Origin of the sequence: Hirschia baltica ATCC 49814, assembly GCF_000023785.1 — a bacterium.
Lineage (GTDB): Bacteria > Pseudomonadota > Alphaproteobacteria > Caulobacterales > Hyphomonadaceae > Hirschia > Hirschia baltica.
In genome coordinates this window covers 1,356,204-1,370,638 of record NC_012982.1, presented here as the reverse complement: position 1 = coordinate 1,370,638, position 14,435 = coordinate 1,356,204, and the positions used below count along the sequence as shown (strand labels likewise).

The following is a 14,435-nucleotide window of genomic DNA, read 5'->3' as shown; positions in this document are numbered from 1 at the left end:
TGCCGTTTTTCCAGCTTATAAGCTGGTTTAGCACAATTGAATATCTATCATTGTTAAATTTTGGGGAAATGACGTGTCCATAAAATCACTTGTATTAGCCACATCTGCAGTCGTTCTTTTTTCTGGAGTGCCAACTGCTCAAGCTGCCTCTAAACCTTATGTTTTCTCTGTTGCTGACTTCATGGCGAAGGAAGAAAACAAATCAGCGCTTGATGGTTTTCAATTTGTTTGGGGTAAATCAGCATCAGGGTCCCAGATTGGCGACGTATCAACTGGTGGGCGCCCTGCAAACGGGTTTCACAAAGATATCCAAGCATCATGCGAACGCGCTTTGCTCAACTCCTTAATTGCAATGAAAGATCTTGCGATTTCAAAAGGGGCTAGCAAAGTAACAGGTATTCACTCATCTCAAGGTACTGATTTCAACCCAGCAACTGAGTATGTTTGTTACAAAAATAAATTCGTCGCAAAAACACCTCTGAACGGAACAGCTTCGAACTAAGTCATTCAAAAATAAATAAATTTAAGCCCCAGCATACATATTTGCTGGGGCTTTTTTATCAATTTGAACTACATATCATCATTGCGAGCGGCGCGTTTGCTTTTGAAAGCTTTCCAGACAAAAGAGACACTCGCTGCATGGGTGAAATCTTCTTGCAATAGAGGACTATCTTCATTGGCCGCACCGGAAAATGAACGGCCTTGATATGTCAGGAATATTTGAAAGTCATCGGTAAGTTCACGTGTCCAAGATGCTCGAAAACCGGTAGAGACATACCCTGCTTTCCCTTCATGATAACCTCGATCAGCCGTCACAAATTGCGGACCGACTCCATACCAGTAATCATTCAGGCCCTCATCACCAAAAGTCGCAAATAGTGTGGTTGACCAACCGGAACGCAAATCTCCACCATATTTGCGTTGATACACTAATTGTGGCTCTGCAATGTAACCAACATGTTCAATTCCTGTGAAGTCAGTGGCAGCCACGGCACGAATTGGTGTGCGCAATTTGAGGCTTTTGCGTCCATCTACTGTCCAACCAGTGTCGGCAAAATTCACAATCAGTTGCGGACCAATCTGCAAAAGATAATCAAGGTCCGGCATGCCTTCTCGCACCCCACCTTCTGTGGAATTCGCAGAGTAAACGGCATCAAGAGACAGATCTAATTCAAAGCGCTGATTTTCAGCTGCGATTGCACGCGCAACACCATATTCGCCAAAGCGGATTTTTTCACCGCGATAAATAACTAAGGGCGCTACAACACCATTACCTGAATTATCAGATGCACCTGGATAATCTGGGCCATATAATCCCGTTCCGCCAATTCGCACTTCCCATAAGGGTTCGTCGGGGACATAATTGTTTTTTTCTTCGACTGTTTGAGCAGATATACTTAAATTACCCGACACAAGCATGGCGGATGCGCAAAGCAATGCGCCTGAAATAAAAGCCTTCGATGTCTTCGCCATGTTTTCCCCTTGCAAACATTCGTTTTATTATTCGTAATTGGCCACGACCAAAGACGTATTTATGCCGCCAAAGGCAAAATTACTTGATGAAAATGCATTCTTGGAAACCTTACGTGTTTCACCCTTCACATAATCAAGCTGCGCACATTTGGGGTCAACATTTGAGAGATTTGCAATTGGGGAAATTAGCCCCTCTTTGAGTTGCTCAATACCAAGCCAAGTCTCAATTGCACCACAAGCACCGAGTGTGTGCCCAAAATTTCCTTTGAGTGTATGAAAAGGCACTTTGTCACCAAAGACAGCATGCGTCGCATGGCTCTCCTCCACATCACCTGTTGCTGTTCCCGTTCCATGCCCTGATACGAATGAAAGATCGTCCGCGCTCATGCCTGCTTGGGACATGGCTTGAAGCATCACAGTTTCCTGCGTTTTACGATTTGGTTGAGAAATGTGCTGACCATCGCAATTGGTCGAGAAACCTACAATCTCGGCTACAGGTTTTGCACCGCGTGCAAGCGCGTGCTCTAGCTCTTCTAAGATAAGGACTCCAGCTGCCTCACCAATGACCAAGCCATCACGGCTTTCGTCAAAAGGACGCACAGCATGTTGTGGATCATCATTGCGTGTAGAAGTCGCATATAGGCGGTCAAATACCATCGTCATAGTCGGACAAAACTCATCCGATCCACCTGCCATCATCAAATCTTGCGCGCCAGATCGGATCGCTTCAAACGCATAGCCAATGCCTTGCGCGCCAGATGTACAAGCAGAAGATGTTGTATAGACACGCCCTTGCAAGCCAAAATACACACCCATATTCACGGGCGCTGTGTGGCTCATCATTCGAATATAGCTGGTTGCGTTTAAACCTCTTGCTTTTCCTTTTTCGAGAAACTCGACAAAATCAAGCGTGGCCGGCGTTGACCCATAAGACGAACCAGCGGCAACGCCCATGCGACCACTTTTAACCACCGGATCGTCAGTAAGACCGGCATCTGCAAGTGCATGTTCGCCTGTTTTGACCATCATCACAGCAAGGCGCCCCATGGAGCGGCGAGCTTGTCGCGGATAGGCTTTTTCATGCACAAAATGATCGGCAGGCCCACCAAGGCGCGTCGACATGTCAACGAGGTATTCCCACTCAGGCATATAGCGAATACCCGTTTGGGAAGCATTTAATTTGGGGCTTATCTGGGCAAAACTATCACCAAGTGACGTCATACCTGCCATACCTGTTACAACAACGCGGCGCATTAGATCAGCCCTCCATTCACCCCAATCACCTGACGGGTAATATAGGCCGCTTCAGGTTGAAACAAGAAAGCAACTGTTGCAGCAACTTCATCGACAGACCCCGCGCGTTTCATCGGGATAGCGGCCATTACTTCAGGGCGAACATCTTCTGTCATGGACGTTTCAATAAGGCCCGGAGCAACTGCATTGACCGTAATTTTGCGGCTAGCTAGCTCCACTGCCAGTGCTTTGGCTGCACCGATCAATCCAGCTTTTGCCGCTGAATAATTTACCTGTCCACGATTTCCCATAACACCAGAAACAGACGCCATCACAACAATGCGTCCACCTTTGCGCTTACGCACCATTGGCATGGTGAGGGGATGTACAACATTATAAAAACCATCCAACGTCGTGCGGATCACATCATCCCAATCATCGCCTTCTATGGCAGGGAATGCGTTATCTCGGGTGATACCGGCATTTGAAACAATACCCCAAAAAGGGCCATGGGATTCTAGTTCTGCTTCAAGGATAGATTTCGCGCCTGCACGGTCATTTACGTCAAAGCCGATGATATTACCTTTACCGCCATTGGCTGTAATATGCGCGAGCGTTTCAACAGCACCGTCTTTATCACGCCCGTAATGGACTGTGACGTGAAACCCCATAGCGCCCAATCGTATCGCAACACCGCGCCCAATACCTTTGGAAGCACCAGTGACAAGCACCCGCTTTTCCAGATTTGAATTTTCTTGGGACATTACTCGCTCCCACTTTGTTGTATAAACGCTTCCGGATTTGCTGGGCTAAACACATTTATTATCCCATGTGCCAATTTTTGACCGTGAATATCTTGGATTAAACAGTCAAAAGATAGCATTTCCCCCTCGGATAACAGTGCTTTTGCTTTGACTGTCAACTCTTCACCTTCAAGAAACCAATCTCGTTCCACCGTGTATTTACGACACCCCAGTAAGAAACCAATTTTAGGACCGTCTCCATTTTGGTGTCGGCTATATCCGTCCTGCACAGCAATTGATTGCGCCATAATCTCAAAACCGACATATGCAGGCACACCATGGCCAGCCACATAAAATAGATTATTTTTATCAATCACATGCTTTGAGACAATTTCGCCTTCTTCCCAGCTAACAATTTCATCGACCAAAAGCATGGGAGGATCATGTGGAGCCAGTAATTCCGGCGATGGATAAATGACACTGTTATTCATACTCAGGCCTTCTCGATAATCAGCGCAATATTACTACCACCAAATGCATAGCTTGCACTCAAAGTGGCTGTTATAGGTTGATCTGGCTGGCTCTGAACAGAGGTTAAATTTATTGGCGCTAGATCATCATCCCACTGCCCATCATAGATATGCGGGGGATAAATTTGCTCATCTAGGGCGATTATATTGATTGCAGCTTGCAATGCACCAGCAGCGCCCAATGTGTGGCCTGTCATGCCTTTAGTGGACGCACAGGGCATATTGGGGCCAAACACACGGTTCACAAGTGTTGACTCCATTGCATCATTGAGTGGTGTTGATGTGCCGTGCATGTGCACAAAGTTTATATTTTCTGGTTTAAGGTTTGCGCGGGACATGGCCTCGTTCAAGGCTAATTCTGCACCTGCACCAGAAGGCTCCGGAGATGACATATGATAGGCATCTGAGCTTTCGCCCCACCCAGATAATTTCCATGGACCAACATCTTTTGAGACAATAAATAATGCCCCGCCTTCACCTATATTAATGCCGCATCTGTTTTTGCTAAATGGCGCACACATTTGGGAAGACACACTATCAAGTGCACTAAAACCATTTGTTGTTAAACGCGATAACGAATCAACACCGCCGCAAATGACAGCATCTGCTAAACCTGCATTGATGAATCGTGCTGCCGCAGCCAAAGCTTTTGAACCTGACGTGCAGGCCGTTGAAACAGTGTGGCATGGACCGGTAAAACCAATGCTGTTTTTTAAAAATTGCGCTGTGTCGCCTAATTCCTGATTAGTGAAATCATAATCGTCATCCCATTCACCGTTTTTGATGCGATCATCAAGCGGATTGATAGCTTCTTCCACGCCGGTTGTGCTGGTGCCGATTATACCGGCGACACGCTCAGAGCCATATTTTGCGAGTGTTTGTGCGATCTCTTCCTGCATTTGTGAAATCAGATAGGCTGTGATCTGATTGGTTCGCGTTTCACCGCTTTGATCATTGGGTAAATCAGTTGCAAGCGCGGCGACTTTTGTCGTTGCACCACCAGCCAATTGTGCGTCCTTATCTGGACGCGGCGGTAGAGCAGACTTTAAGCTTTTTAAGGTTTCATCTCGGTTCATGCCTAGTCGAGAGCATGTTGAAAATGCGTTGATATAAATCGTACTCATTTGGCTGTCATTGCATCGCTATAAATTGTCAGAGAGTAACCAAGGTCAAAATTGGTCAAAACACAATGATCGCGTCCGCGCTCATCCTTGGTGTAATAGCGAATTTCCACTATTTGACGGGTATCATTATATATTTGGCGTAGTCCCGCTTCCTGATTGACATAAACACCTTCTGGCAAAGCGGTTTGCACTGCCTTTTGAGGCCAAAACACAAGATAGATATCAGCCAACATATTCAAACCAGACAGCGCTTCAGGTGCAAAGCTGGAACGCGTTTCCAGCATGTCTTGCGCTGTCCAATCAACTTCCATTATGCGAGGCCCATTGGCCAACATGGTGACAACATTGACGTGATCTTCGCGGGCAGAAAGTACAGCCTGTAAAGCTTGCACACGATCCTCGTGGCGCGCGATCAGTGTTTGCATTGCGTTCATCTCGCCTGGAAAATTAGGCGATGCGGGCAAGGTCAGTTCCACACCTTTACCGATAAATGCTTTTGCTGCTTCTGACGCAATTCCGGTATCTTGCGCAATGGATTGCGTGGATTGACACCCAGTGCCAAAAATAGCGCAGGCAAGAATAACCCCAATAATTCCCCGATTGTGCATTAAGCGTCTTCTTTTGTCAGCGCATCCATCAACCGGAAAAACCGCTTAGGATCTTTCACAATTGGGTTTTTACGATCCCACGCATATCCGGCCAGAATTGCTGTGAAATGACGGGTAATATCTTCAGATCGGTTTTCCATGAAAATCATGCGCTGAAGCAAGCCATCATACCACGCATTTACACATGATCTAAAGGCTTCGACACCGCGTTTTAGCTCAACTTCAAAATCTTCCTGCCAATCAACTTCTTCACCACGCAATTGAGCATCAATGAGATCAGCTGCCAGTGTCGCCGATTTCATGGCAATCGTGACACCTGAAGAAAAGACTGGATCAAGAAATTCAGCTGCATTGCCTAGCAATACATATTTATCGCCATAGAGATTTTTCACATTGGCTGAAAAGCCTACAATTTCATTTGTTGGACGCGCTTCGACAGCATTTTTAAGGAAGTCCGCCATCATTCCCGATGATTTTACAAAATAATCAAGACGAGCTTCGGGCGTGTCTCCAGCTTTTTCTATTGTCTCGTTTACGCCCACCACACCGATTGACGACAATCCGTTTGCAAGCGGGATCAACCATAACCAAATTTGAGGGTCTTCTTGGTGCACAGAAATTAGGATCTTGTTTCGGTCAAAATCTGGATGTGTGATATTGTCGGTGACATGTTTAAAACAAGAGCGACGCTTGGTTTGATCAGACGGTGCTTCAAGATCAAGTAAACGCGGCAACACACGACCAAAGCCAGATGCATCTATAACAAATTTAGCACGCACAGCGCGGCTCTCGCCTGCTTCATTTTTGACAATCAGTTCAGCGTGATCAGCAGTTTCGCTTGTCGGTTCAAATGAGGTTACAGTATCGCCAAAAGATACATGCGTGCCTTTTGATGCTGCCCCATCGATAAGGATTTTATCAAATTTCTCTCGCTGCACCTGATAAACAGTGCCGGGTCCAGGGGAAGATTTATCTGGGAAATATATGTCTTCATACTTGCCATCCATCGTAAAAGCAGCACCATCTTTGAATTGAAACCCTTCAGCTTCAACGGCTTCAAGCAATCCAGCCTGCTCGATAAATTCCACACAATGAGGCAGCAAGCTTTCACCTATGGAAAAGCGTGGAAAATGTTGGCGTTCAAACACTTTCACATTCCAGCCCTTTTGAACCAGAATGGAAGCAGCTACTGCCCCTGAAGGACCTGCACCAATAATGGCAACGTCACAGACTTCATTTTGCATTCAATGCTTCCTTCTGAGCCAAATAATACGGCAATGTTGAAAAGATTAGAGCGCAAATCACACCGACTGCAACAGTAATCCCAAAACTTCGTACAGGTAATGTGTCACTTAGCGCTAAAAGCCCCATCGACAATAATGTGGTGACGGTGCCAACCAGAACAGAAGCTTTGGTCCACGCTTCTTTGCTACGCCCTGCTTCCCACATGAATGCTGAATAATCCACTCCCACACCAAACAGCACCATTGCCCCCGCCATTGAAAAGAAAGTTATTGGCATTCCAAATAATGCTGGAAGATAAATACCACACAACATTGCGCAGGCCGGTGCGATCACAACACTTAAAGCGCCTGATTTTCGATACACAATAAAGACGAAAACCAAAGCCACACATACAGCTATCATGAGCGAACGCGCGGCAAGTTTTCTATACGATGCAAACGCATGAGAATACGCATTTGCAGTATCAACGACGATCGCATTTTCAGAAGATGGATAGTCAATTCCGCCGCTTAGGCGTGCGATAAGATAAACTTTGTCGTTTGCTTCCACATATAGATCAGACAACCATGATGGTTTATCTGCAGTTACATCTTCTATTGCTTGGGTTGCCTTCAATCCTAATTGTGCACGCTGAAGTTTGCCAAGGGGCTTCTCTAAGAATTCATCCAATTTTTGTCGATTGACTTCTCGCCTTTGATTTGAAGGATCAAAGCGCGTCAATGCTAGATTTGATGCTGGTTCTGGGCTTTTTTCTTTTAGTTGAGCAGACAGATTATCTAGATAGGCTTCTTCATTTTGTTTCGCTTCTTCTAAATCATCTCCCTGCGAAACAAGAAATACCTGAGATGATACAGACCCGACCACCTCATTTAGTTGTTTCTCTTGCTTCATCAGCTCCTCATTGCGTGGCTGATATTGCCGTACATCATCCAAAGGTTTGGCAAAAATGAACCCGATGCTGCTTAAAAGAATAATGATACTTGCAAGCAATGCCGCATTTTTTGAAACAGGTAATAGTTTCATTGATAATGCCAGTGCACGCATCCAGCGCAGACGCAATGCATCTTCATTTTTGTGAGGCGGTTTATCAAAGGGAAGAAAGATAAAAAGAACGAGTGCCCACGCGGTAAAAACACCCGTCACGGCAAAGACCGCCAATTGACGAAACATTGGCACACCTAAAAACATCAGGCCGGTAAAACCAGCTGCTGTTGTTAGCATGGATACAGTCATTGGCCGCCAAAGGTGTGTTTTTCGCTGTTGCATGTCGGGCCATCCATTCCCAACGCCACTCGCCATCGCATGAACAGCATAATCTGCGACAACCCCCACAAGCATAGCCGCAAAAACAAGCACCAACATATGAATTTGTGAAAAAACGAGCAAAGTCGCAGCCAAACCGGATGCACATGATAATATGATGAGACTGGCCACAATAAACACATTGGACATGCGACCAAATACAAAGCCAAACAAAGCGACAACCCCCAATAAACCCAAGCCGCCTATAAAGCTCATTTCTGCTTTGGCTGAATTAGCCCCATGATTTGCATGAAACACCGCCCCCGTTCGGGCCAATGTTAGGTTTTGCTTCAACCATTCATCTTCCCATTCAGAAACAATTGACTGGAGCTTTTCCTGAGTATCCATTCGATAGGCGGATTGGTTCAGTTTGCCTGTCATCAAAGTTTGATGAGCATCTACTTTTGCGGCTCCTTGAGAGAGACAATCTGCCAGTCGCAAGGTCAGTAAAAATGGATCAGATTGTAGCAATCCTCCGGTTATGGGTGAGCCAACACCATATACCCTTGCTAATGCCTGATTCCGAATTGATTGTGCTGTTTCCTCGCCAAATTCATCAGCATGTTCACACAAAATTTCATTGCGATTAGCAAATATCCAGCGTCCTAATTCTTCATGGTCTGCATCATCGCTAATAAATAGGTCAGCAGATAAAAGACGTTGCTTTAAATCATCAGCCGCCGCCGCATTTTTACCTGTTTCACCAACATCGGAAATCAGGAAAACAACTCTGTTTGCGGCAACTTCACCAGATTGCGTCATCGCTGCTTTTACAGCGGGAGCAAGAGAATTATTCGGTAATATAGATTGTATGTTTGTATCAATGGGAGCGCCGCTAGAAAACCGAACCGCTATGAAGATCAGGCTAGCCACCAGCCATATGGCGCACAATACTGCACCAATCCTAATCTTACCCCCCAACAACACGTTTATTCCTCAGCAAATTTGACAAGAATCTGATCGCCATTGGCTTGCACTACATTGATTGAATCAATCTTCATGCAGCCAGTCACATCAATCTTTGTAACATGTTTAGCCATATCTTCCGCTTTGGGTGCAAGAGATACCCCCCAACCGTCATTAATTTCAAAGTCAGTAACAGTGTAATTGGCATCAGCACCCGTCAAATCGCCCTTTAAGAGCTGGATCAAACCACTTTGCGACAAAATAGGGTTTGAAGCCCCAACAGCTCCAACCTCTTGCGCTGGACCACCTTCTATAGACTGCGTCATACCATTTGGAGAAATAACTGTCGTAATCTCGATTGGGTCCAATACAGTCCATTCAATCGCATCAGCGGAGACATTGACTATACCTTGGGATACTAGGCTTTGCTCAATCCCCTCCAAGCGGCGTTCTTGCGTAAATTTACGACTGCCAATTTCCTGAGCAACACTTTGCGGCGCAAGACATTGATTGTCTGCTGCTGCAGGCTCTGATTGTGCTGCCAAAAGAAACGCAAAACCAATAATCAAAGATGTCATTTAAGAAACGGCTCCAGTTTTTTACGAAACACGTCTGGCGTTTCCCATAACATGTTGTTCGTTTTGATATCGACAGCGACATGCGTCGTATAGGCTTTACACAATCGCTTGTTTGTTTCTTTGTTTCTGATTTCAAAGTCAATTTTAAGGCGGTTTTCCCATTCTGTCAGTCCCGCAACAATGATAATCTTCTCACGCAAGACAATGGGATGCGCATAGCGAATATTCATTTCAATCACCGGCCAAGCAAAACCAGATGCCTTCATCTCTTCATAGCCATATGCGATTTCGTCTAACAGTTTGACGCGGCCTAATTCAAAAAAACGTGGATAATTTCCATGCCAGACAATATTCATCGGGTCGATGTCGTGAAATTGCGCTTCACTTTGCGTTTCAACTTTGACAATTGCCCGTCTCATAAAATGACTATTCCCAACTATTTTTCTTAATTCAAGACAGAATCAGAGTCCGCCGCGCTAGAGTGAGAGCTATCAGAGCTTGTCTCTTTGGTCTGCCCAGAAAAATCACCCCAGAAATCGTAAAAATTGAACCATTGCTTAGGTGCCATGGCCAAAGCTTCTTTCAATAATTCTGCATATTGCTGCGCATAAGCTTGCAACGCTTGTGATCTATCTTTTCTCGGTAAAAATACTGGATCAGCAAAATGACGAAACATGATAGAAAATGATGGCTGCTGATTGGTGCGAATGCAGGATAAAAAATAGACAGGACATTTGAGGGCAGCCCCTAAAATATATGGTCCGATCGGAAATGGCGCTTTGCCTCCAAGAAAATCCACGTCCACTGTGCTATTTTTTGCGGTGCCATGCGGTGGTGGCCGATCCGCTGCCATCACTATCCATTCACCTTCGTCTACGCGAGAAGACAATTGCATCGCAACGGAAATATCTATGTCATCAACTTGCACAAGTCGAACGGTCGAATGTTTTGAAAACTGATTTATGACCGAATTAAACTGCTCTGCATTTTTTGTATGCATCAAAACAGTCACGGAAAAACGTTTATTCACAGTGGCGACAGCACGGATTAATTCAGGGTTTCCAAGATGGCCAGTCAGGACTAGTGCCCCTCTGCCTGTATTCTTGGCGGCATCAAATTCACCATCATCAACCCCTGCAACATGCGTATTGTTGATTTCCCCTGTCCAGCTGGCAAGTTTATCAAGCATGGAACCTGCAAATGCCATAAAATGTAAAAATCCAGTCAGAAAACTAGGTTTCTTGGCCATCAAGCCCTGCTCGTAGGCACGATTTAGATAGGCTCTTGAAGCACGTCTTTGCTGAACACCACTTAAATAAAAGAAAAAGACAACTGGAGACAGCAGGATCATAGAGACTCTTCTACCGAACAATCTGTAAATCTTGGCAGATATCAAAATACCTAGCCTTGTCCCTCTTTCAGACTGGGACGCCCAATTTTCAGATTTGTAATCACCCATTCTGAAAGTTAGATCCTCACTTAAACACTCTGATTTCAGATAGTTCTTAAATCACACAAGCAAAATTGTCGAAGAAAAAAGGTTGCAAATTTATGGTCATCAAAAGGTTACCAAAATAGGCAGAGACTTTCTTTTGTTAAACATCGGCTTCTTAACGTTAATAGTCTATACCTGTATTTGAAGACCAGACTGACTACGTTGCAGCCCACGCACAAAGAGAACCTTATTAAAAAGGTCCAGTGTGTGGGCGTAACGTTACTCTCAAATAATGGATAATCGTCCAATATCTAATGGACGGGAGGAATATTTGTCGTGCGTTACTTTGTTGATTGTGAATTCAATAGTTTTGGCGGAGAAATTATCTCAATCGCAATCGCCCCTGAGCACGGCACGCCTTTATATCTTGCATTACCCAAAGCCGAAATAAATACACTTGTTTCCAGCGATAAAATCGATCCATGGGTCGCAGATTATGTTCTGCCTGTTATATCAGCGAACGGCCTATCTCCAACTCATATGGACCGCGCACAATGGGGAATGGAATTGCAGCGCCTTCTCCGAGGCGATAACAACATAATATTTGTTGCTGATTGGCCTGAAGATATTTCACACCTTATGAATATTATGATGATATCTCCCGGAAGCATGATTAATCTTCCTAGTTTTAATGTAGAAATGCGCCGTGTGGATGCATATTTCACAAATCTAGAAGGTGCCGTACGTCACAACGCGCTTTGGGATGCATTAAGCTTACGCAATTTCTATCTTCATGAATGTGGGAAAGAATCGGTGCAACAGATTAAACGCCGTGCCTGAAACATTTCTATGAAACATAAAAAAGCCTCCAAGACATGTGTCTAAGGAGGCTTTTTTTATAATCATCTACGCTTGAAGAATGGTACCGCCTCCGGGTCTCGAACCTGGGACCTCCTGGTCCACAACCAGGCGCTCTAACCTACTGAGCTAAGACGGCACATTTCTTCAACTGCGAAAGTTGAGGTGCGGGTAATAAATCGAATGCGCGAACTCTGCAAGCCCGAATTTGCGCAAATTTCAATTTACATGACTGCATAGCCTTTAGAATTGATATAGTTTGTCAATTCACGCACCCGTGTACTCGCGCTTGGGTGTGTCGACATCCATTCTGGTGGTGCACCTTCACTGCCCTGACCCATTTTTTCCCAGAGACGCACAGATTCTTTAACGTCGTATCCAGCCTTATACATAGAATCAACGCCAAGAAGGTCAGCTTCCAACTCGTGTTTACGTGAGTAAGGAAGAATGATTCCCAATGAAAGTCCGGCTCCAGCAGCAGCCATCACCATTTGTTGTTCCGTGCTGCTCATATCAGATGTTCCAACCGCAACAGTTGTTCCAACAAGAGCAACTTGTCCAAGCGTTTGCTGACTCATACGTTCATTGGAGTGACGCCCTTCGACATGTCCGACTTCGTGTCCAAGAACAGCAGCGATTTGATCATCATTATCTGAATAATCCATCAGACCTTTATAAAACCCAACTTTACCACCCGGCATTACAAAAGCATTTTTTTGATCGGAATCAAAAACAACAAATTCCCAATCTGCTTGTGCAAGTGAAGGTGTACGTTCTGAAGCAACTGTGCGAATTCTTTCGCCGATACGCAATAAGCGCGCATTCGCTGCACGATCACTTGAAATCGGTGTTTCTTGTTTGGTTTGCGCCCAAGCGCTGGCTGACATCTCAACTAATTGAGAATCAGACATGAAAGTTAATTGAGATCGACCCGTAGCTGGGTTTGTTGAACATCCGGACACACTTGCTCCAGAAAAAGCAACAATAGTACCGGCCCAAAGGCCTCTTACAACGTCTCGACGATGCAATTGTATTGGCCCATTCGCGCTTTGCACGATTTGGTGATTGTCACACATTTCCCAATCCCTCCTAAAACTAGATATGTTAGGTTTACCATAAAGTTCATTTTGGAAAACCCATTTATACTCGCTACTTACAACAAAACTATCAAGTGATGCATGAATAGAGGATGAGCGTAGGACTATAGTCTATGTCGCAAGAAACTAATTAATGCCGTTTAATTGAACAATATCAATGAAGGTGACTGAGATCATCATTAGAAAATGGGGAGCATATTTTGTCACAACCACTAGGAAAACAACTTTTAGGATTTAGAATCCTGACCAAGAAACGTGCTTATCTTGCATTGGGGCTCGTAATGTTGCCTTGGTATGCTTTGAGTAGTTTTCGTGAACTCACTCACGGTCCGCTAGGCGTTGCAGATGCTTATGCAGTCATTGGGCTGCTCATTGCCATAGCTGTGTTATTCGTAGGTTGGAAAATGCCATCCGATTCCTGATTTTATCTTATAAGTTTCGTACAAATTTTCTGGTATAACTCAACGCCAATCTAAAACCTTTTTGATACTCTGATCTAAATCATTGAGGGATTAGAGATATGGCCAAAGCGTCGTTTCATAAAAATCAAAAAGTATTTGTGAAGCCAGTCGGCACATGGGCGGTCGTTGAAAAAGTGATTCCTCAGTGGGTCAAGGGCCTAGATGAGCCTTTGAAAATCCATTATGATGTCGGTTTAGGTCGGGAATTTGCAGCCACAGAATTGACCGCTGACAAAACAAATGGACCAACAGACTCAATCGGTGACCTCGAAAGTTGGCGCGTTATTCGTGAGAAAAACCGGTGGAAAGAATCTGAGCAGGCAACAGATCATCCTCACCCTGGCACTTTCCCAAAGGTTGTTACAGACGAAAAAGACTGGGGTGGTTGGCGCGTGCCAAGTGCAGAGTATGATCGCGATCCTTTAAAAATCGAATTTCAAGCTCGGATAATCTGCGCAGCACCGCAACTTATGAAACTGGCTAAAGTTCTGTCACGTTGTGTGGCTCAAGATCCTGATGATCTTCCCAATGATATTGTTCAACTTGCTAAACAAGGAACGTCATTGCTCAGAACAATTTACGACACCCCCAATTCAGCCGCTGAAAAACCTCAGGCTGCTGAGTAAGCCTAGCCTGTTCCAATATTAACCTTAATCGGTTTCAAAAAGCGTCAAAAAATTACTAGTTTCAATGTAATTTACACCTAAATTACATTCTAATTATTAGCCAAATCGCTCTATTTAGAACATTTTTTTTGCATTTAAGTGATTTGCTCCCTGATTTACCATACAATTATTCTGGAGCGGGTTTAAATTTCATAGAAAAACAGATATCTGCGTTAA

16 protein-coding genes and 1 tRNA gene are annotated in these 14,435 nt (G+C 44.7%); 4 read left to right on the top strand and 13 right to left on the bottom strand.

Annotation, left to right across the window (positions count from 1 at the left end; all coding sequences use genetic code 11):
* Positions 1-73 precede the first annotated feature (73 nt).
* The gene (locus HBAL_RS06510; protein WP_015827146.1) at positions 74-502 is read left to right on the top strand and encodes a hypothetical protein; all 429 of its coding nucleotides are present in this window, start codon (positions 74-76) and stop codon (positions 500-502) included.
* A 68-nt stretch (positions 503-570) separates the two neighbouring features.
* Here HBAL_RS06510 and HBAL_RS06505 read toward each other — a convergent pair whose 3' ends face one another.
* From HBAL_RS06505 to HBAL_RS06455, 11 genes are read right to left on the bottom strand one after another with little or no spacing between them, the layout of a single operon-like run.
* Positions 571-1,473 (bottom strand): MipA/OmpV family protein, encoded by a 903-nt coding sequence (locus tag HBAL_RS06505; RefSeq protein WP_015827145.1) that lies wholly within the window; start codon positions 1,471-1,473, stop codon positions 571-573.
* 27 nt (positions 1,474-1,500) lie between these two features.
* Positions 1,501-2,727, bottom strand: coding sequence for a beta-ketoacyl-ACP synthase (locus HBAL_RS06500; RefSeq protein ID WP_015827144.1), 1,227 nt, complete (start codon positions 2,725-2,727; stop codon positions 1,501-1,503).
* The gene (fabG, locus tag HBAL_RS06495; protein WP_015827143.1) at positions 2,727-3,470 is read right to left on the bottom strand and encodes a 3-oxoacyl-ACP reductase FabG; all 744 of its coding nucleotides are present in this window, start codon (positions 3,468-3,470) and stop codon (positions 2,727-2,729) included. The genes HBAL_RS06500 and fabG overlap by 1 nt, the downstream gene beginning before the upstream one ends.
* Positions 3,470-3,940 carry an ApeP family dehydratase gene (locus HBAL_RS06490; RefSeq protein ID WP_015827142.1) on the bottom strand — a complete coding sequence of 157 codons (471 nt, stop codon included), beginning with the start codon at positions 3,938-3,940 and terminating at the stop codon, positions 3,470-3,472. The genes fabG and HBAL_RS06490 overlap by 1 nt, the downstream gene beginning before the upstream one ends.
* Positions 3,941-3,942: 2 nt before the next feature.
* On the bottom strand, positions 3,943-5,103 hold the full coding sequence (locus HBAL_RS06485; RefSeq protein ID WP_015827141.1) for a beta-ketoacyl-ACP synthase: 1,161 nt from the start codon (positions 5,101-5,103) through the stop codon (positions 3,943-3,945).
* Positions 5,100-5,711 (bottom strand): DUF3261 domain-containing protein, encoded by a 612-nt coding sequence (locus tag HBAL_RS06480; RefSeq protein ID WP_015827140.1) that lies wholly within the window; start codon positions 5,709-5,711, stop codon positions 5,100-5,102. The genes HBAL_RS06485 and HBAL_RS06480 overlap by 4 nt, the downstream gene beginning before the upstream one ends.
* Entirely contained in the window at positions 5,711-6,955 is a 1,245-nt protein-coding gene (locus HBAL_RS06475) for an NAD(P)/FAD-dependent oxidoreductase (RefSeq protein WP_015827139.1), read from the bottom strand. The genes HBAL_RS06480 and HBAL_RS06475 overlap by 1 nt, the downstream gene beginning before the upstream one ends.
* Positions 6,945-9,185 (bottom strand): MMPL family transporter, encoded by a 2,241-nt coding sequence (locus HBAL_RS06470; RefSeq protein WP_015827138.1) that lies wholly within the window; start codon positions 9,183-9,185, stop codon positions 6,945-6,947. The genes HBAL_RS06475 and HBAL_RS06470 overlap by 11 nt, the downstream gene beginning before the upstream one ends.
* Positions 9,186-9,187: 2 nt before the next feature.
* Positions 9,188-9,742, bottom strand: a complete 555-nt coding sequence (locus HBAL_RS06465; protein WP_015827137.1) for an outer membrane lipoprotein carrier protein LolA — start codon at positions 9,740-9,742, stop codon at positions 9,188-9,190.
* Positions 9,739-10,161 (bottom strand): acyl-CoA thioesterase, encoded by a 423-nt coding sequence (locus HBAL_RS06460; RefSeq protein ID WP_015827136.1) that lies wholly within the window; start codon positions 10,159-10,161, stop codon positions 9,739-9,741. Before HBAL_RS06460 ends, HBAL_RS06465 begins: the two co-directional genes overlap by 4 nt.
* 26 nt (positions 10,162-10,187) lie before the next feature.
* On the bottom strand, positions 10,188-11,093 hold the full coding sequence (locus HBAL_RS06455) for an LpxL/LpxP family acyltransferase (RefSeq protein WP_233356758.1): 906 nt from the start codon (positions 11,091-11,093) through the stop codon (positions 10,188-10,190).
* Between the two features lie 420 nt (positions 11,094-11,513).
* Here HBAL_RS06455 and HBAL_RS06450 point away from each other — a divergent pair, with 420 nt between their 5' ends.
* The gene (locus HBAL_RS06450) at positions 11,514-12,017 is read left to right on the top strand and encodes a hypothetical protein (RefSeq protein ID WP_015827134.1); all 504 of its coding nucleotides are present in this window, start codon (positions 11,514-11,516) and stop codon (positions 12,015-12,017) included.
* Between the two features lie 80 nt (positions 12,018-12,097).
* Here the strand turns inward: HBAL_RS06450 and HBAL_RS06445 are convergent.
* Positions 12,098-12,174: transfer RNA gene (locus HBAL_RS06445), tRNA-His, on the bottom strand.
* 85 nt (positions 12,175-12,259) lie between these two features.
* Positions 12,260-13,111, bottom strand: a complete 852-nt coding sequence (locus tag HBAL_RS06440; protein WP_049763129.1) for a M48 family metallopeptidase — start codon at positions 13,109-13,111, stop codon at positions 12,260-12,262.
* A 221-nt stretch (positions 13,112-13,332) separates the two neighbouring features.
* Between HBAL_RS06440 and HBAL_RS16695 the strand changes: the two genes are divergently transcribed.
* Positions 13,333-13,554 carry a hypothetical protein gene (locus tag HBAL_RS16695; RefSeq protein ID WP_015827132.1) on the top strand — a complete coding sequence of 74 codons (222 nt, stop codon included), beginning with the start codon at positions 13,333-13,335 and terminating at the stop codon, positions 13,552-13,554.
* A gap of 98 nt (positions 13,555-13,652) precedes the next feature.
* A complete protein-coding gene (locus tag HBAL_RS06435) occupies positions 13,653-14,219 on the top strand; it encodes a hypothetical protein (protein ID WP_015827131.1) in 567 nt (188 codons plus the stop codon).
* The last annotated feature ends 216 nt before the right edge of the window (positions 14,220-14,435 follow it).